The following is a 16926-nucleotide window of genomic DNA, read 5'->3' on the forward strand; positions in this document are numbered from 1 at the left end:
TCCCGCTCAGCGGAGCGGCTTGGCGAAGCCGAACAGGGTGATCGCGAGGCCCTCGCGGAAATAGAACCGGTGCGCCCGCTCGCGGTGGGTGCCGGATTCGAGCGTCAGGCGGTCGCAGCCGCGCTGGCGCGCCTCCGCCTCGCACCAGCCGAGCAGGGCAGCGCCATGCCCGGCGCTGCGGCAGTCGGGATCGGTGACGAGATCGTCGATATAGAACCGATAGCCGTTCGCCGTGTCGTGAAAGGCGCGGAACACCGCCAGCGCGCGCGGCACCGCCGCCTCGTGCAGCAGCGCCATCTCGGCCCCCTCGGCCAGGATCGTGCGCATCGCGCCTTCGTAGTCGGCCGGAAGCTGCGGGCGAAGCACCCGGTGCAGCGTCTCGCCCCGGCCGAGCCATTCGGCCAGGTCGTCCGAGCGCGCGGTGAGATGGACGATCGCCGGCGTCATCCGCCGAGCAGCGCCACGGCATCGCCGAGCAGGGCGGGATTGCCGAGCGCCAGCGCGGTGCCGTCGCTCTCCAGCGTGAGCTCAGCGCCCCGCCAGTCGGTCATCGCCCCGCCCGCCGCCTCGATCACCGGCGCCAGCGCCGACCAGTCCCAGGGCTTGAGATCGGCCTCGGCGACGACGTCGATCTGCCCGAGCGCCAGCAACCCGTAGCCATAGGCATCACCGCCATAGGTCACCCTGCGGCAGGCGCCGGCAAGGCGGCGAAAGCCGCCGAACTGCGCCTCGGTGAACATCTCGGGCGAGGTGCAGGAAAGCTCCGCCTCCGCCAGCGACGCCACCGCCCGCGTTCCCGGCGCGCCGCCATGCGGGCCGGAAAAGCGCAGCACGCCCTCATGGGCCAGCCACCGCTCGCCGAGCACCGGCTGGTCAATCAGGCCGAGCACCGGCCGTCCATGCTCCAGCAGCGCGATCAGCGTGGCGAAGACCGGCCGGCCGGTGATGAAGGCGCGCGTGCCATCGATCGGGTCGATCACCCAGGTGAAGCGCCCGCCTGCCTTGCCGCCCATCTCCTCGCCGATCACGGCATGGTCCGGGCAGCGTTCGGCCAGAACGCGGCGGATCGCGGCTTCGGCGCCGCGATCCGCCAGCGTCACCGGACTGGCATCCGCCTTGGTATCGACGTCGATCCGCGCGCGGAAATGCGCGCGGATCACCGCCCCCGAGGCATCCGCCGCGGCCGAGGCCACGGCGACCGGATCAAAGCTCATTTGAAGGTTTCGGGATGGTCGGACTGCTGGTTGAGATAGGCGATCATGTTGGCGCGGGCGACGTTGTTCTTGATGCCCGGATAGGCCATGTGCGTGCCCGGCACCGCCTTCATCGGATCGTAGAGCCACTCGTTCAGCTCATGCGCGGTCCAGTCGCCGGTCGCATGCTTCTTCGCGGCCGAGGAGAAGCTGTAGCCCGCCGCCGCGAACATTTTCGCGCCGACCACGCCGTAGAGATTGGGGCCGACGCCGTTGGCACCGCCCTTGTTGATCGAATGGCAGGCCGAGCACTGCTGCTGGAACATCGCCTGGCCCTTGGCCGGCGCGGCGCTGGCCAGCAGCGTCTTGACCGAAGGCGCGCTGGAATCGAGCCCGGTCGGCGCCGCACCGGCGGCCGTCGCCGTCGTCGCGGCGGGGCCCGCAGCGGCGGCGAGGTTCACCGGATGGTCGGACTGCTTGTTGAGATAGGCGATCACATCCGCCCGGGTCTGGTTGTTCTTGATGCCCGGATAGGCCATGTGCGTGCCCGGCACCGCCTTCGTCGGCGCGTAGAGCCATTCGTCGAGCTCGTGCGGCGTCCACTTGCCGTCGGCATGCTTCTTCGCCGCGCCGGAGAAGGTGTAGCCGGCCTTGGCGAACATCGGCGCGCCGACGACACCGTAAAGGTTCGGCCCGACGCCGTTCGCCCCGCCCTTGGTGACCGTGTGGCAGGCCGAGCATTGCTGCTGGAAGAAGGCCTCGCCCTTGCTGGCATCGGCGCTGGCATAAAGCGTGGTGATCACCGGCGCGCCCGAATCGAGGCCCGCTGGCGCCGCCCCCTTCGAGGCGACGGCCGAACCGCCGGCGCCCGGCTTGGGCAGCGGGATCGGGTTGTCCGAGAGGGTGCGCAGATAGGCGATCGCGTCGGCGCGGACATTGTCGTTCTTGATGCCCGTGTAGCCCATGCGGGTGCCCGGCGCGAATTTCTGCGGGTCATCCAGCCACTCGTTCATCTTCTGGTAGGTCCACACGCCGGAGGCGGCCTTCGTCACCGCGCCGGAGAAGGTATAGCCGGCCTTCTTGAACATCGGCTCGCCCATGACGCCGTAGAGATTCGGCCCCACGCCGGCCGCGCCGCCCTTGTTCAGCGTGTGGCAGGCCGCGCATTGCTGCTGCACGAAGGCCTCGCCCTTCTTCACGTCGGCCTTGACGATCAGCCCGTCGATGGAGGGAATGCCGCTGGTCTTGGCCGCGACGGGCGCCTCGGCGGTCTTGATGACCGGCTTCTTGACCTCCTTCTCGCCGGTCATCACGCCAGCGATATGGATCGCGATCCAGACCAGGAGCCCGGCCGAGAGAATGCCACCGGCAATCTTGTTCAGCAGCAGCGGGTCGCGGCCCTTGCCGCCGTGTCCGGAAGACGGGTGGTTCTGATCACTCATAAGCGCGGTCCCTCCAAAGCTTTACGGACGGATGTATAGCGATTTAGGAAAGTGCGACAAGCGATAACAGTCGCGTTCGCCATGCGACCTTCATGGAGGCAGACATTCCGGCTCCCATCGTTCTGATCCCGGCACGGCTCGGCTCGACCCGCCTGCCCGGCAAGCCCCTCGCCGATATCGGCGGAATTCCGATGATTGTCCATGTCCTCCGCCGCGCCGGGGAAGCGGCGATCGGCCCGGTCGCGGTGGCCTGCGCCGAATCCGCGATCGCCGACGCCGTCCGCGCGGCCGGCGGCACCGCGGTGCTGACCGACCCCGACCTGCCGAGCGGATCGGACCGGATCCACGCCGCCCTCGCCACGATCGACCCGGCTTGCGTTCATGACATCGTGGTGAATCTCCAGGGCGATCTTCCGGGCTTCCCGCCCGAATCGCTGCGCACCCTGATCGCCGTGCTCGACGATCCGGGCTTCGACATCGCCACCCTCGTCGCCCCCGTCACCACGGCGGAAGAGGCCGCCTCCCCCTCGGTGGTCAAGGCGGCCTGCGGCTTCGGCGAGGGGATCGCCGCCCCCGCGCTCTATTTCTCGCGCAACCCGATCCCCTCGGGGCCGGGACCGCTCTGGCACCATGTCGGCGTCTACGCCTATCGCCGCGCGGCACTCGACCGTTTCGTCGCGGCACCGCCCTCGCCGCTCGAACTGCGCGAAAAGCTCGAACAGCTCCGCGCCCTCGAACTCGGGATGCGGATCGGCGCGGCGCGGATTGACCGGGCCCCGTTCGGGGTCGATACCCCGGAAGACCTCGACCGCGCCCGCAGGAACCTTGCCGCATGACAACCCGAATCGCCTTCCAGGGCGCGCCCGGCGCCTATTCCGACCTCGCCTGCCGCACCGCCTATCCCGGCATGGCCACCCTGCCCTGCCAGACCTTCGAGGCGGCGATCGAGGCGGTGAAGACCGGCGAGGCCGAATTCGCCATGCTGCCGACCGAGAACTCGCTCGCCGGCCGGGTGCCGGACATGCACGCCCTGCTGCCCGAGTCCGGGCTTTCGATCATCGCGGAGCATTTCCAGCGGGTGGAGCACTGCCTGCTGGCGCCGCGGGGCGCCAGCCTCGCCGGCATCCGTCAGGTGCATTCCCATGCCGTCGCCCTCGGCCAGGTGCGCGCGCTGATCCGCGAGCTCGGGGCCCAGGCCGTGGTCGAGGCGGATACCGCCGGCTCGGCCGAACTCGTCGCCCGCTGGAACGATCCCACCCGCGCCGCGATCGCCTCCTCCCTCGCGGCCGAGATCTACGGGCTCGACATCCTCCGCCGCAACGTCGAGGACGCGGCGCACAACACCACCCGCTTCTACGTCATGGCCCGCACGCCCCGCCTGCCGCCGCCGGACCAGGCGGACCTGATCACCTGTTTCGTCTTCCGCGTGCGCAACGTGCCGGCCGCGCTCTACAAGGCGCTCGGCGGCTTCGCCACCAACTCGGTGAACATGACGCGGCTGGAGAGCTACATGGTCGGCGGCCAGTTCGCCGCCACCCAGTTCCTGAGCGAGATCGACGGCCACCCCGAACAGCGCCACGTGCGCCTCGCCCTCGAGGAGCTCGATTTCTTCTCGCGCGAAATCCGCATCCTCGGCGTGTATCCGGCGGCGCCGTTCCGCCTCCAGCAGCGCGCGACCGGGCCCGCCGCGGATTGAAACCTCTGGTGGAAAAATCGGAAAATATTCGTCAATTTCAGGATTTTTCCGAAAATCGAGCCATATTTCGTTTGTCATGACGGAACAGTTCTGCTAACGCGCCTTTAAATTCGGGCGTAAAAACCACGCCTCCTTGGCGGCCGCCGGCTCATGATGACCGGGCCGGGCCGTTGGAGATGCGCGATGGCGGACCACCCGACGACAGAGTTCTTCCGGCCGGACACCACCCCGTCCGCCGACTGGGGCGCGGCCGGCAACTGGAGCGGCGGCACCGTTCCCTCCGCCGGCGTCACCGCCGAGATCGTCGGGCTCTTCGCCTCGATCGACCCGACCATGACGATCGAGACCGCCATCCGCCTGGAGGGTGGCGCGGACGCGGCCGGGCTGGTCGGCAACGGCGGCGCGGTTGCCCTGGGGCGAAACTCCTGGCTCGACGTCGCCGCCGCCGCCGACCTGTTCGCCTATGATTCCGCCGTCGGCATGGGGACCATCTCGCTCGCCTGCGACGCGACGCTCAATGTCGTGGTCGATCTCGGCGCCCTGACCGGGTTGCCCGGCGCGGCTCCGCCCAGCTTCGGCAATGACGGCACGATCGATATCGGCGCCGGCGCGCTGGTCGAGATCGGCGGCACGGCATTCGACAATCGGGGCACCGTCGACATTGCCGCGGGCACGCTCGCCGTCGAGGGCGGCGCCGTGCAAGGCGGCGGACTGATCGCCCTGAGCGGCGGCGCCTCCGCCCTGCTGGCCGACGGCGTCGCCGGCCAGATCTTCCTGTTCGGCCCCGGCGGCGGGACGCTGACGCTCGACGATCCCTATCTCGGCCGTGGCGTCACGATCGCCGACCTCGCGCCCGGCGACACGATCGTCCTGCCGACGCTGCGCAACGGCGAGGTCCGCGAGACCGGCGATACCGTGAGCCTCATCGACGCCACCGGCCATGTCGACGGGCAGTTCGTGCTCCGGGACGCGGCCGGCTTCCATGTCGAGACCGGCTCCGGCGGAACGACGATCAGCGGCGGCGCCTACGATCCCCCCTGTTTCGCGCGCGGCACCCTTATCCTGACCCGCCAGGGGCTTCGCCCGGTCGAAACCCTCGCCGCCGGCGACGAGGTCGTCACGGCCGATGGAAAGCTCGTGCCCGTCATCTGGACCGGTTCGCGCACGCTCGATCTCGCGATGCACCCGGCGCCCGAGAAGGTGAAACCGGTCTGCTTCGCGCCCGGATCGATGGCCGACGGCGTCCCCGCCCGCCGCCTGCGGCTTTCGCCCGATCACGCGGTCTGGTTCGACAACCTCCTGATTCCCGCCAAGTTCCTCGTCAACGGCGCGACCATCACGCAGGACGAGGCCTGCCTCGCCATCACCTACTACCATGTCGAACTGGCCCGGCACGACGTGATCCTGGCCGAGGGCGCGCCATGCGAGAGCTACCTCGACACCGGCAACCGCGCCGGCTTCACCACGGCGCAGGCCTGGCCGGTCCGCGATCTCCGCTGGGACCGGGATGCCTGCGCGCCGCTCTGCACCGGCGGGCCGGCGCTCCTCGCGGTGCGGCAGCAGCTGCATCATCGCGCGCTGTCCGAGGGCTTCCGGGTCGGCACCGTCCGGGACGCCGCGCTGTGGACAGGAGGCGTGATCCTGCCCGTCGAAACCGCGGACTGGCTGTCCCTCCCTTCCGGGCATGACGGCAGGGCCATTCTCCGGTCATCGTGTTTCGTGCCGGCCTGCGTCGATCCCGCGTCCGATGACCGGCGCACGCTCGGCGTCGCCCTCGCCGCGCTGCAGACCGACCTCGGCGAGATTGAGCTCGACAACTGTGCTGTCCAGGGCTTTCACAATCGTGCGTCAGGCGACGCGGCAAGATGGACCAATGGCCGTGGCGAAATCATGCTGCCACGCCAGGCTCGGCGCATCCGTGTCTGCCTCGAAGCCTTCCCGCGCCTCTGGCAGCGGGCCGGCGGATAGCATAGGAATCGTCGCAGCCGGTGAGATGTTCAATCTTTAATGTAATATTAACTTTTTCGGAGACCGCCTCGTCCAAATTTCAGCTTCGCAACCTGCTGATTCTCGCTTACGAACATCACAAAGGGTGAATTTTTTTTACTCAATTTGATTTAGATCATAAAAAAGTTTTGAATTTCGATTACTATTTGGTAATATACTCTTAGGAATGACAGGAATCGCTGCAATGGCCCTCACCGACACCGACGCCCCCGATTTGACCACGGAAGATGCCGGTAAGACCGAGCGTTCGCCGACGCGGTACAGCCGCCGCCTGTCGGACAAGATTCTCATCGCCTTTCACCATGCCTGCGACCAGGACGATTACGAGATCGCCGAGGATTTGCTGGCGATCCTGGAGCGGTTGCTGACCCGGCGCTCGATCCATCCGGACGCGAACCGGCGCAAGAGCATCGAAAGCCTCGTCGCCGCGCATGAGCGGCTCTGGCACCTGCGCCACCCGGAGCGGAAATACGGCTGACCGGGCCCGCCCGCGCCGCTCAGGCCGGCGGCAGCAGCGGTCCGAATCCCCGCCGGTGATGCGGGGTAATGCCGAGACCCAGGATGGCGTCTCGATGCGTCTTCGTTGCATACCCTGAATTCCGCGCCCACCCATATCCCGGATAGCGCCGGTCGAGCCGGCTCATCGCCCGGTCGCGCACCAGTTTCGCCGCGATCGAGGCCGCCGCGATCGAGAGCGAAAGCCCGTCGCCGCCCACCACCGGCGTGCAAGGCATCGGCAGATCCGGCGCCACCTGCCCGTCGACCAGCACATGATCCGGCCGAACCGCCAGGCGCGCCACCGCCCGCCGCATCGCCAGCAGGCTCGCCTGCAGGATATTGAGCCGCGCGATCTCCGCGACGGAGGCCGCCGCCGCCGAGATCGCGGCGCCAGACTCGATCAGCGCGGCCAGCGCCGCCTCCCGCCGCGCCGGCGAAAGACGTTTCGAATCATCGATCAGTGCCGCGATCTCCGGCGGCAGGTCGGCGGGCAGGATCGCCGCCGCCGCCACGACCGGCCCGGCGAGCGGCCCGCGCCCCACCTCGTCCACGCCGGCCACCACGCCGCCCAGCGCAAGCTCGCGGCTGAAATCAGGCATGCGGCTCGACCCGCGCCCGGCGAGGTTCGCGCGCATTCGCCTCGACCAGCGCAACCAGCCCCGCGAGGATCTGCCGTGGCGCGGGCGGGCAGCCGGCAATCAGCAGATCCACCGGAATCACCGCCTGCACACCGCCGAGAACCGCCGGCACGCCCTTGAACACGCCGCCATCGAGCGCGCAGTCGCCGGCAGCGACGACGAAGCGCGGCGGCGCCATCCCGGCGAGGCTCTTGCGCACCGCCTCGGCCAGGTTGCGCGTCGCCACCCCGGTGACGAGCAGGATATCGGCGGCGCGAAGATCCTCCACCATCGCGATTCCCTGCGCCGCCATGCCGCCGCGCAGCCGGCGGCAGGCCGCGATCTCGATCTCGCAGCCGCCGCAACTGCCGGCATCGACATGCCGCACCGCAAGGCTGCGGCCGAGCAGCGCCTGGCCGGAGGCCGCCAGCCGGGCGCTCAGCACCCGGACGGGATCATCCTCATCCATCGATCGCCCCCGGCGGCAGCGCGTAACATTCGGCCAGCATGGCGAACGCCTCCATTTCCAGCCCGACGGCCGCATCCTCCAGCGCGCGGAACCGCCCCGCGGCGGGATCGATCAGCGCGGCGGCGGCAATCTGCCCGTCATGCAGCTTCACCCAGTGATGCACCATGCCCCGGGCGGAAGCGGCGGAGCCGAGTCCGCGGGCGCTCACCGGCGGCAGCGGCGCGACGATCTCCCCCGCCGGCGCGGCGTCGATCGCGGGCGCGATGCCGGGCGCGAGGGCGATGATGGCCCGCGCCCGCTCCCGCGCCAGCGCCGAAGCCGGCCCGAGGGCGTGGCGCACCCCGAACCCGCCGATCCGCCGCGCCGCCGCCGCCGCATCGTTCAGGGCCGAGGCCAGCGCCGGCAGCGCCTCCATCCGGGCATCGACATCGATCCCGCCGGGAATGACGACATCCATCATCAGCCGGTGGCCGAACAGCACCGCGACGGCGGCGGCGATATCGTCCCGCGCCCGGCCCAGCCGCGCGGCAAGGCCGGCATGACCGGCGATGTCCAGCGTCCCCGCCAGCGCGAGCAGATGCGCCGTCACCTGCTCGATCTCCAGCATCGCGGCGCGCAACGCCGCGGCGCGGGGCGGGGCGGCGCCGTCGCCCGCTGCCTCGGCCGCGCGGGCGAAGGCGAGCGCGTGCGCGACCACGGCATCGCCGGCCAGGCGCGCCGCGAAACGCGCGGCCGCGCGCGGCGACTTGCCGTGCAGCAGCGCGGCGACATCGCGATGGGCATAGCCGTGCCGATGCTCGAGCCGGACGATCCGTCCCGCCTCGATGGTGAAGCGGCGATGAACCGGCCGGGCGATCAGCCCCGAAACCGGCCCCTGACCGACCTGAAACGCCCCCTCGCCCGCCGGTTCGGCGAAGCGCGGCCAGGCGGCGTCGCCCTCGCCGTGGCGGACGGCCGGTCGCGTGTCGGCCGCGCCCGTCGCGATCGCGCCATCGCGCTCGGCGGCCAGCCGCTCGAACCAGGAAGCGGCGGGAATGGACGGGGACAGGGCGGGAAACGCCTTGTCCGCCAGCGTCACCGCGACCAGCAGCGGCGCGGCGCGGAAGAACAGCGCATGGGCGCGGCCATCGGCCACGAACAGGCCGGCGAAATCCGCCGGATCCACCAGCGTCGCGAGGTGCTGCCAGTCCGCCGGCGTCAGCAGATGCAGCGCCGCCCCGCCGCAGGGCTCGACCGTGGATGCGGCCAGCAGGCCGGCGATCTCGGCGTCCCTCATTGCAGCCCCGCCACCGGCGCCGCCCCGAGCACCACCATCAGGACGAGCAGGCCGAGCACGGCCGCCCCGCGCATCGGCACGCTCTCCGCGCCGGGTGGCGCGGGTGCCGTCAGCGCGCGCGCGCCGCCCGCGCCGATCAGCGCGACGAGGGACGCGGCCAGCAGCGGCGACAGGGAAGCGGCCGCGCCAACGATGCGGAAATCGCCGGCGAACACGCCGAAAGGCGGCAGGCCGGCCAGCGCCGCGATCGCCCAGATCCGCAACCCGCCCGCGCCGGATAGCGCGACGGCGACCCGCCCGAGCGCCACACCCACGAGAATCGTGATCGCCCCCTTCACATCGCCCAGCCCGAACCCGACCATCGCCGCGCCGCCCTGCAGCAGCGCGAGCGCCTCCTCCGCCGGCCAGCGCCGCCAGAGCAGGATCGCACCTCCGATCACGCCGAGCAGCCCCGCCGCGAGGCCGAGCCGATCCGGCGCCACCCCACCCAGCAGGGCCACCCCCAGCGCCGCCAGCGCGAGGACGATCCCGGTCCGCGGCGCGCCGCGCGGCAGGACCAGCCGCAGCGCCCCCAGGACCGCCGCCGCGATCAGGAGCTTCGCGGCATAGACCGCGATACCCTCCGGCCAGCCCAGCGGTGCCGTGGCATGCGCGAGGCCGGGCGGCGCGACGAGGGCGACCAGCAGCGCAAGGGCAGCGGCCCGGCGCAGCATGGCTTCGACAACGAAGACCGCGCGGTCCGGCCCCGCATAATCGCCCGGCACCGGCGCGGAACCGGGCCAGGTCAGCAACACCCCGAGCACCGCGAGAACGGCTTCCGGCGTCGTCCCGCGCGGCGCGGCGGCGAGCGCGGCAAAGGCGAGCAGCCAGGCGAGATCGGCGCCGAGGCCGGATGCGGCCAGCCGGGCGGCGGCGAGGCCGGGCATGGCCGCCCCGGCGTCGATCCCCGCCATCACCCGCATCGCCCGCCCGAGCGCGAGCAGGCCGATGAACAGCGCCGGGCCGGCGCGCCCGGCGGTCAGTTGCCCGGCCGCGAAACCGGGGATGACGACGATCACCATGACCGTCGCCGCCAAGGCGGCCAGCGGCCAGATGCCGTGCAGCGGCGAGGCAAAGGCAGGGCGGATGCGGCGCTTTCGCGCAAGGCGGCGGAGATCGCGCAAGGGCTGCGCGAAGGTGACACCTGGCGCCCCGGCCAGCTGCCCCGCCAGCCGGGCGCGGGCGCATTCGAGCAGCACCGCGAACCCCGCCAGCAGCGCCATGTTCATCCCGGTCGCGATGGTCCGGCTTGCGAGCAGCGCCGGGCTCATGGCCGCCGCCAGCCCCGGCGCGAGATCCGGACCCGCCGGACGAACCACGATGCGGCCCCCCGCAGCGGCGCGGCAAATCCCGTCGCGTTCATCTGCGTGACCGGATCGCCGAACGGCAACCATGCGGGCGGCCGGGCGAACCCGTCCTCGAAGGCCGGCGCCTCGATCGGCCCGGCGCGCAGGCTCCAGCGCCACAGCCCCAGCAGCACGCCGAGCGGGATCAGGAGCAGGAACGGCGCGGTGACGAGGGCAAGCGCGGCGGCGGCGGCGGCCGGCAGACCGAGCGCGACGAGATCACGGCGCGGCAGATCCTCGGCGGCGGCGGCGCGCAGGCTGCGCGGCCGGCCGAGGCAGACCAGCGCGAAGAGCCCCACCGAACCGAACCCGGCCAGCGCGAAACCGCCGGCAAGGGCGATGGCGGCCAGCGCGCCCGGCCAGCCGGCCCGCAGCGCTGCCGCGAACACGCCCTGAAACGCGACGAAGCCCGGTCCCGGCGGCAGCAGGCTCGCCCAGAACGCCGCACCGCCGAAACACAGCGCGAAGCCGGGCATACCGCGCGCCAGCCCGCCCAGCCAGTCCGGCGCGCGCGAACCCGTCACGTCCTCGATCCGCGACGCCGCAAGCGCCAGCGCCGGCGCCGCCAGCGCGCCGGTCTCCAGCGCAAGCCGCATCGCCCCGGCATCGCCGAGCCCGGCCGCCATCAGCGCCAGCCCGGCAAGGCCAAGCGCCGCGCCCTGGGCGAAGCGGAGCAGATCCCCGCCCAGCGCGGCGAGGAGATAGCCGGCCGGGAACAGCGCCGCTCCGGCCACCAGCAGGATGCCGGGCTGCCCGAGCGTCTCCGCCACCGCGAGCAGCGTCGCTGGCAGCACCGCCAGCGCAGCGGGTGCCGCGGCGCGGTGGCGAGCGGCCAGGAACCCCACGATCAATGCCGCAAAAACAAGCGTGTAGAGATTGTTGGCGAGAATTGCGATGAGGCCGGCGAGCATCAGCACCGCGGAAACGCCCAGACCCGGCGCCGCCAGCAGGCCGGCGGCGCCCCCTGCCAGCACGGCGGCGATGAGGCCCGCCCGGCCCGGATCGACGGCCAGCGCCAGCCCGCCCGCCGGACCGAGTTCCGGCACCGAGACCGCCAGCCGGCCGGTCAGCACGACCGCGCCCCCCAGCGCCAGCACCGCCCCGGCCAGCGCCAGGCCGGCAGCAGGAACGGGCGCGATCGACGACAGTCGCGCGAGCGGACGGGGCGCGGGGCGTGCCATGTCCCCTTGCTAGCAGGGCCCGGCCGAGTCGGGTATGTCGTGGATGTGACCGTTCAGCCCGGAGCCGCGTGGCGCTGCAACCGCCGCGCGGCCACCAGCACCGCCAGCAGCGCGAGATCGGCCGCGACGAACGCCGCCGGGCTGATCCGCGCGGTCGAGAGATTGGCATCGAGCACGCGCCACGGATCGATCCCGGAATTGAGCGCATACCATCCCGCCTCGCCGCCGGCGGTGATCGCCACGGCACCGAGGGCGAGGACGAGAATGCCGGCCAGCGAGCGCCGGAACCCCGGCGGCGCCAGGCGCCAGAGCATCAGCCAGACGAACAGGCCGAACGGCACCATCGCCGCCGAGACGTCGATCTTCTGGGTGAGGAAGAAATGCCAGATCGAGAGCGCGGCGATCGGATAGACCAGCCGGTGCAGCGCCTTCCACCGCCGCCCCAGCCGCGCCATCGCCGCATCGGTCGAGGTCGCGGCCAGCGCCACAAGCCCGATCGTCGCGATGGTACCGAGGATGAGGTAAAACACCGTAAACATCTGATTCAAAACGAATCCGATGGCATATCCCTCATCCGCCGCATACAGGATCACATGCGCGAAGGTGTAGAATGCCGCCGCGAGGCCCAGCATTCGCCGCAACATCGCCAGCCGCATCCAGTCGAACACCGCCCGCGCCGGTGTGATGGCGAGGCCGAGCAGCAGGAAGCGGATCGCCCAGAACCCGGTCTGCAGCATCAGCTCATGCGTCGGCCGTCCGCCGAGATGTCCGGTTTGCCGCTCCCACAGCATATAGGCCGCCGGCGCGGTGCAGAGCGCGAGGGCAATCGTCTTCAGCCAGGAAAACCGCCCGGCCGGCGTGCGCCAGGGCGCGCCGAAGACGCGGGCCTGGCGTTTCGGGCGAACGCGGACTTCAGCTTGCGGGGCGGCATTCGGCATGGCGGCTCGGATTCCGGCGTGGGAGCAGAAATATGCCCTGAATTCGCCTCGCCACCCCCATCCGGATGCGGATGAGAGCAAAATTCCGTTCAACATTCCGCGCTTGACCGTTCGGGGTGGCGGCTCGCATAACCTCTCGCCATGACATCCGCACGGCGCGCCGCCTGCCTGGTCCCGCGAATTCGCCGCCCGGTCCTGATCTAGGGCCGGGATCGCACGCCTGTCCTTTCCTCCGCCGGAGCCTTTTCGATGAACGACCTGCCGTCCAGCCCGCGTGACTACCGCGCCACCGTCTTCCTGCCGCGAACCGGCTTTCCGATGCGCGGGGACCTGCCGAAGCGCGAGCCCGAGGCGCTGGCCCGCTGGGAGGCGATGGGCCTGTTCGGCCGGCTGCGCGCCGATGCCGCCGGCCGCACGCCCTTCATCCTGCATGACGGCCCGCCCTATGCGAACGGCAACCTGCATATCGGCCACGCGCTGAACAAGATCCACAAGGACCTGATCAACCGCGCCCGCCAGATGGCCGGGTTCGACGCCAACTACGTCCCCGGCTGGGACTGCCACGGCCTGCCGATCGAGTGGAAGGTCGAGGAAGGCTACCGCAAGGCCGGCAAGAACAAGGACGAGGTGCCGATCCTCGAATTCCGCCGCGAATGCCGCGACTACGCCCAGCACTGGCTCGACGTGCAGGCCGAGGAGTTCAAGCGCCTCGGCGTCGAGGGCGACTGGGCGAACCGCTACGCCACGATGGATTTCGCCTCCGAAGCGGCGATCGCCGCGGAAATCCACAAATTCGCCGCCTCCGGCGCGCTCTATCGCGGGCTGCGGCCGGTGATGTGGAGCCCGGTCGAGAAGACCGCTTTGGCCGAGGCCGAGGTCGAGTATCAGGACCGGCGGGACACTGCGATCTGGGTGCGCTTCCCCGTCGTCGGCGGCGATCTCGACGGTGCCGCGATCGTGATCTGGACGACGACCCCCTGGACCATCCCCGGCAACCGCGCCCTCGCCGCCGGGCCGGAGTTCGACTATGTCGTGATCCGCATCGCCGATGCCACCGAGCACAGCCTCGCCCGCAAGGGCGAGCGCCTCGTCGTCGCCGCCGAACTGCTCGACGCCTTCGCCGCCGAAACCGGCATCACCGCGCACGAGGTCGAGCAGACGCTGCGCGGCAAGGATCTCGGCGCCCTCGTCTGCGCCCACCCGCTGCGCGGCCAGGGCTATGACTACGATGTCCCGCTCCTGCTCGGCGACTTCGTCACCACCGAGGCCGGCACCGGCTTCGTCCACATGGCGCCCGCGCATGGCGAGGACGATTTCTTCCTCTGCCGCGCCCACGGCATCGCGGTGCCGGAAACGGTGAACGACGACGGCACCTACGCCGCCGACGTGCCGCTCTTCGCCGGCCTGCACGTCTACAAGGCGGCGGACCCGGTCTGCGCCGCGCTCACCGCGGCCGGCGCCCTGCTCCGGCGCGAGGAATTCCTCCACTCCTATCCGCATTCCTGGCGCTCCAAGGCGCCGCTGATCTATCTCGCCCGGCCCAACTGGTTCATCCGGATGGACGGCGAGGAGGCGATCCGCGCCCACGCGCTGGAGGCGCTCGACCGCACCGCCTTCGTCCCCGACCAGGGCCGCAACCGCATCCGCTCGATGGTCGAGGCGCGGCCGGACTGGTGCATCTCCCGCCAGCGCGCCTGGGGCGTGCCGATCGCGATCTTCGTCCGCCGCGACGACAAGTCGATCCTGACCGATCCGGCGGTCTTCGCCCGCACCCGCGCCCTGTTCGAGGCCGAGGGCGCCGATGCCTGGTATGCCCGCCCCGCCGCCGACTTCCTCGGGCCGGACCACGATCCCGCCGATTTCGAGCAGGTCTTCGACATCGTCGATGTCTGGTTCGAGAGCGGCTCGACCCACGCCTTCGTGCTGGAGGCGCGCGGCATGCCCTGGCCGGCGGATCTCTATCTCGAAGGCTCGGACCAGCATCGCGGCTGGTTCCAGGCCTCGCTGCTGGAAGCGGTCGGCACCCGCGGCACCGCGCCCTTCAAGGCCATCGTCACCGACGGCTTCGTGCTCGACGAGCAGGGCCGCAAGATGTCGAAATCGCTCGGCAACGTCACCGCGCCGCAGCAGGTGATCGACCAGTACGGCGCCGACATCCTGCGCCTGTGGGTGATGAACTCCGACATCCACAACGACCTGCGCATCGGCAAGGACATCCTCAAGCAGCAGGCCGATCTCTACCGCCGCATCCGCAACACGCTGCGCTGGGTCCTCGGCGGGCTGGACGGCTTCACCGAGGCCGAGGCGATGCCGGCCGCCGACATGCCCGACCTCGAGCGCTACGTGCTGCACCGCCTCTCCCGGCTCGACGCGATGCTGCGCCGCGCCGTCGAGACGCATGACTGGACCGGCGTCTATCCGGCGATCCACCAGTTCTGCAACAACGACCTCTCCGCCTTCTATTTCGACATCCGCAAGGACGCGCTCTATTGCGACGTCCGGCTCGATGCCGAGGGACGGCTCGTCGCCCAGAGCGAGACGCGGCGCGCCTGCCGCACCGTGCTCGACATCCTGTTCCGCTGCCTCGCCACCTGGCTCGCCCCCGTCCTGCCCTTCACCGCCGACGAGGCCTGGCGCGCCCGCCATGGCGAGGAGGCCTGCGTGCATCTCGCGCAGTTCCCCGAGCTTCCCGCCGCCTGGCGCGACGACGCGCTGGACGAGGCCTGGACCGGGATCCGCGCGGTGCGCCGCATCGCCAATGCGCGGATCGAGGAGGCCCGCCGCAACGGCGACATCGCCGCCTCGCTGCAGGCGAAGATCGTCCTGACCTTCGCGGTCGATGCGCCGGAAGCCCTGCGCGCGGCGGACTGGGCGGAGATCATGATCACCTCGGCGGCGGAAACCGAGATCGCCGCCGAGCCCGCAGGCGCCGGCGCCAGCGCCCCGCTGCGCGCCGAGCCGGTGGTGGAGATCGCCCCCGGGGAGAAATGCGAGCGCTGCTGGAAGGTGCTGCCCGAGGTCGGCGGCAACCCCGCGCATCCCGGCCTGTGCCGCCGCTGCTGCGCGTATGTCGAATGACCGGCGCATCTCGCGGTAACGCAAGCCGCCGCACGCTCGGCGCGCTGATGGCGCTGGCGGTGCTGGCCATCGACCAGGCCTCGAAGGCCTGGATCCTCTACGGACTCGACCTGCCGCGGAAGGGCAGCGTGCCGGTCCTGCCGGTGCTGAACTTCACCATGGTCTGGAACCACGGCGTCACCTTCGGCATCCTGGCCGGCGACGACGCGCGGCTGCTGCTGATCGCGGTCGCGATCGCCGCCATCGCCGGGCTCTCGGTCTGGCTCTGGCGCACCCCCTCGCTGCTCGCGGCGCTCGGCCTCGGCGCCATCATCGGCGGCGCCGCCGGCAACGTCATCTCGCGAATCGCCTACGGCGCGGTGGTCGATTTCGTCGATGTCCATATCGGCAACCTGCATTGGTACGTCTTCAACCTCGCCGACGCCGCGATCGATGGCGGCGTCGCCGCGCTGATCATCGAAAGCCTGTTCAGCCGCGACCGCGCCGGTCACTTGCCGCCTCCCGCGCGCGAGGATAAGGAAGCGCCATGATCCGTTCATCGCGCGCGACCCTTCCGTTCCTGCTGCTCGGCCCGCTGCTGCTGGCCGGATGCAGCAATCCGTCGAAGACCTTCGGGCTGACGGTCACGCCCCCCAACGCGTTCGATGTCGGTACCGAGGCTCCGCTGTCGATGCCGCCGGATCTCCAGGCCCTGCCCACCCCCGTGCCCGGCGAGCCGCGGCCCCAGCAGGTCTCCTCCTCGACCGAGGCGCAGAGCATCCTCTCGCCGCAGAGCGCCCTGCAGAACGCCAGCACCACGATGGGCCCGGCGCAGCAGGCGCTGCTCGAACAGGCCGGGCCGACGCCGCCGGCCAATATCCGCGCGACGATCAACCATGACGCCGAACAGGAAAGCCGCAGCCCCGGTTTCGTCGGCTCGCTGATGTCCTTCGGCAGCTCGTCGAAGGGCGCCAAGGTGGTCAACGCGCCGGCCGAGCAGAAGCGCCTGCAGGAAAACGCCGCCCTCGGCGAGCCGGCAACGAAGGGCACGACGCCGGCGACCGCGCCGGGCCAGGCGCAGAAGGGCGTTGTCGGCCGGTTCCTCGACCTGTTCTGAGTCGGCGGCGCCGGCAAGGGGCTGGCGCTCATGGCTGGCCGGCATCGCCT

The 16926-nt window shown here is 71.0% G+C and carries 16 protein-coding genes; 7 read left to right on the forward strand and 9 right to left on the reverse strand.

All coding sequences use genetic code 11. The features are described 5' to 3' along the window. Positions 1 to 6: 6 nt before the first annotated feature. The 3 genes from ACMV_RS06050 to ACMV_RS06060 are packed head-to-tail and all read right to left on the reverse strand — an operon-like array spanning position 7 to position 2635. Positions 7 to 447, reverse strand: coding sequence for a GNAT family N-acetyltransferase (locus tag ACMV_RS06050; RefSeq protein ID WP_011941667.1), 441 nt, complete (start codon positions 445 to 447; stop codon positions 7 to 9). Further along, the gene (locus tag ACMV_RS06055) at positions 444 to 1214 is read right to left on the reverse strand and encodes an inositol monophosphatase family protein (RefSeq protein WP_007423151.1); all 771 of its coding nucleotides are present in this window, start codon (positions 1212 to 1214) and stop codon (positions 444 to 446) included. Before ACMV_RS06055 ends, ACMV_RS06050 begins: the two co-directional genes overlap by 4 nt. Continuing rightward, positions 1211 to 2635: a c-type cytochrome gene (locus ACMV_RS06060; RefSeq protein ID WP_007423152.1), complete on the reverse strand. Its 1425-nt coding sequence runs from the start codon at positions 2633 to 2635 to the stop codon at positions 1211 to 1213. The genes ACMV_RS06055 and ACMV_RS06060 overlap by 4 nt, the downstream gene beginning before the upstream one ends. Positions 2636 to 2727: 92 nt before the next feature. Between ACMV_RS06060 and ACMV_RS06065 the strand changes: the two genes are divergently transcribed. The 4 genes from ACMV_RS06065 (at position 2728) to ACMV_RS06080 (ending at position 6816) form a co-directional block, all read left to right on the forward strand. Then, positions 2728 to 3471, forward strand: coding sequence for a 3-deoxy-manno-octulosonate cytidylyltransferase (locus ACMV_RS06065; RefSeq protein WP_007423153.1), 744 nt, complete (start codon positions 2728 to 2730; stop codon positions 3469 to 3471). Continuing rightward, positions 3468 to 4331 carry a prephenate dehydratase gene (locus ACMV_RS06070; RefSeq protein WP_007423154.1) on the forward strand — a complete coding sequence of 288 codons (864 nt, stop codon included), beginning with the start codon at positions 3468 to 3470 and terminating at the stop codon, positions 4329 to 4331. The genes ACMV_RS06065 and ACMV_RS06070 overlap by 4 nt, the downstream gene beginning before the upstream one ends. A 183-nt stretch (positions 4332 to 4514) precedes the next feature. Continuing rightward, the gene (locus ACMV_RS06075) at positions 4515 to 6299 is read left to right on the forward strand and encodes a Hint domain-containing protein (protein WP_231844495.1); all 1785 of its coding nucleotides are present in this window, start codon (positions 4515 to 4517) and stop codon (positions 6297 to 6299) included. Between the two features lie 223 nt (positions 6300 to 6522). After that, entirely contained in the window at positions 6523 to 6816 is a 294-nt protein-coding gene (locus tag ACMV_RS06080; RefSeq protein WP_007423156.1) for a hypothetical protein, read from the forward strand. Between the two features lie 19 nt (positions 6817 to 6835). Here the strand turns inward: ACMV_RS06080 and ACMV_RS06085 are convergent, their stop codons facing one another. From ACMV_RS06085 to ACMV_RS06110, 6 genes are read right to left on the reverse strand one after another with little or no spacing between them, the layout of a single operon-like run. Further along, complete coding sequence (locus ACMV_RS06085; RefSeq protein ID WP_013639865.1) at positions 6836 to 7435, reverse strand: ribonuclease HII; 600 nt, start codon at positions 7433 to 7435, stop codon at positions 6836 to 6838. Then, on the reverse strand, positions 7428 to 7922 hold the full coding sequence (locus ACMV_RS06090; protein WP_013639866.1) for an NADH-quinone oxidoreductase subunit B family protein: 495 nt from the start codon (positions 7920 to 7922) through the stop codon (positions 7428 to 7430). Before ACMV_RS06090 ends, ACMV_RS06085 begins: the two co-directional genes overlap by 8 nt. Beyond that, positions 7915 to 9198, reverse strand: coding sequence for a Ni Fe-hydrogenase III large subunit (locus tag ACMV_RS06095; protein ID WP_013639867.1), 1284 nt, complete (start codon positions 9196 to 9198; stop codon positions 7915 to 7917). Before ACMV_RS06095 ends, ACMV_RS06090 begins: the two co-directional genes overlap by 8 nt. After that, positions 9195 to 10508: a hypothetical protein gene (locus ACMV_RS06100; RefSeq protein WP_013639868.1), complete on the reverse strand. Its 1314-nt coding sequence runs from the start codon at positions 10506 to 10508 to the stop codon at positions 9195 to 9197. Before ACMV_RS06100 ends, ACMV_RS06095 begins: the two co-directional genes overlap by 4 nt. Further along, positions 10505 to 11764 carry a hypothetical protein gene (locus tag ACMV_RS06105; RefSeq protein ID WP_013639869.1) on the reverse strand — a complete coding sequence of 420 codons (1260 nt, stop codon included), beginning with the start codon at positions 11762 to 11764 and terminating at the stop codon, positions 10505 to 10507. The genes ACMV_RS06100 and ACMV_RS06105 overlap by 4 nt, the downstream gene beginning before the upstream one ends. A 53-nt stretch (positions 11765 to 11817) precedes the next feature. Continuing rightward, positions 11818 to 12702 carry a protein-methionine-sulfoxide reductase heme-binding subunit MsrQ gene (locus ACMV_RS06110; RefSeq protein WP_013639870.1) on the reverse strand — a complete coding sequence of 295 codons (885 nt, stop codon included), beginning with the start codon at positions 12700 to 12702 and terminating at the stop codon, positions 11818 to 11820. 249 nt (positions 12703 to 12951) lie between these two features. Between ACMV_RS06110 and ileS the strand changes: the two genes are divergently transcribed. The 3 genes from ileS to ACMV_RS06125 are packed head-to-tail and all read left to right on the forward strand — an operon-like array spanning position 12952 to position 16876. Further along, positions 12952 to 15780, forward strand: coding sequence for an isoleucine--tRNA ligase (gene ileS, locus ACMV_RS06115; protein WP_013639871.1), 2829 nt, complete (start codon positions 12952 to 12954; stop codon positions 15778 to 15780). Beyond that, entirely contained in the window at positions 15777 to 16310 is a 534-nt protein-coding gene (gene lspA, locus ACMV_RS06120) for a signal peptidase II (RefSeq protein ID WP_013639872.1), read from the forward strand. Before ileS ends, lspA begins: the two co-directional genes overlap by 4 nt. After that, positions 16307 to 16876: a DUF3035 domain-containing protein gene (locus tag ACMV_RS06125; protein ID WP_011941659.1), complete on the forward strand. Its 570-nt coding sequence runs from the start codon at positions 16307 to 16309 to the stop codon at positions 16874 to 16876. Before lspA ends, ACMV_RS06125 begins: the two co-directional genes overlap by 4 nt. The last annotated feature ends 50 nt before the right edge of the window (positions 16877 to 16926 follow it).

It is taken from the genome of Acidiphilium multivorum AIU301 (assembly GCF_000202835.1).
Classification (GTDB): Bacteria; Pseudomonadota; Alphaproteobacteria; order Acetobacterales; family Acetobacteraceae; genus Acidiphilium; species Acidiphilium multivorum.

Excerpts from the sequence above, each read along its gene's own strand:
- ACMV_RS06085 (WP_013639865.1), bottom strand. The coding sequence starts at position 7,435 with ATGCCTGATTTCAGCCGCGAGCTTGCGCTGGGCGGCGTGGTGGCCGGC.
- ACMV_RS06065 (WP_007423153.1), top strand. The coding sequence starts at position 2,728 with ATGGAGGCAGACATTCCGGCTCCCATCGTTCTGATCCCGGCACGGCTC.
- ACMV_RS06095 (WP_013639867.1), bottom strand. The coding sequence starts at position 9,198 with ATGAGGGACGCCGAGATCGCCGGCCTGCTGGCCGCATCCACGGTCGAG.
- ACMV_RS06055 (WP_007423151.1), bottom strand. The coding sequence starts at position 1,214 with ATGAGCTTTGATCCGGTCGCCGTGGCCTCGGCCGCGGCGGATGCCTCG.
- ACMV_RS06070 (WP_007423154.1), top strand. The coding sequence starts at position 3,468 with ATGACAACCCGAATCGCCTTCCAGGGCGCGCCCGGCGCCTATTCCGAC.
- ACMV_RS06125 (WP_011941659.1), top strand. The coding sequence starts at position 16,307 with ATGATCCGTTCATCGCGCGCGACCCTTCCGTTCCTGCTGCTCGGCCCG.
- ACMV_RS06110 (WP_013639870.1), bottom strand. The coding sequence starts at position 12,702 with ATGCCGAATGCCGCCCCGCAAGCTGAAGTCCGCGTTCGCCCGAAACGC.
- ACMV_RS06100 (WP_013639868.1), bottom strand. The coding sequence starts at position 10,508 with ATGAGCCCGGCGCTGCTCGCAAGCCGGACCATCGCGACCGGGATGAAC.
- ileS (WP_013639871.1), top strand. The coding sequence starts at position 12,952 with ATGAACGACCTGCCGTCCAGCCCGCGTGACTACCGCGCCACCGTCTTC.
- ACMV_RS06075 (WP_231844495.1), top strand. The coding sequence starts at position 4,515 with ATGGCGGACCACCCGACGACAGAGTTCTTCCGGCCGGACACCACCCCG.
- ACMV_RS06080 (WP_007423156.1), top strand. The coding sequence starts at position 6,523 with ATGGCCCTCACCGACACCGACGCCCCCGATTTGACCACGGAAGATGCC.
- ACMV_RS06090 (WP_013639866.1), bottom strand. The coding sequence starts at position 7,922 with ATGGATGAGGATGATCCCGTCCGGGTGCTGAGCGCCCGGCTGGCGGCC.
- ACMV_RS06060 (WP_007423152.1), bottom strand. The coding sequence starts at position 2,635 with ATGAGTGATCAGAACCACCCGTCTTCCGGACACGGCGGCAAGGGCCGC.
- ACMV_RS06105 (WP_013639869.1), bottom strand. The coding sequence starts at position 11,764 with ATGGCACGCCCCGCGCCCCGTCCGCTCGCGCGACTGTCGTCGATCGCG.
- ACMV_RS06050 (WP_011941667.1), bottom strand. The coding sequence starts at position 447 with ATGACGCCGGCGATCGTCCATCTCACCGCGCGCTCGGACGACCTGGCC.
- lspA (WP_013639872.1), top strand. The coding sequence starts at position 15,777 with ATGACCGGCGCATCTCGCGGTAACGCAAGCCGCCGCACGCTCGGCGCG.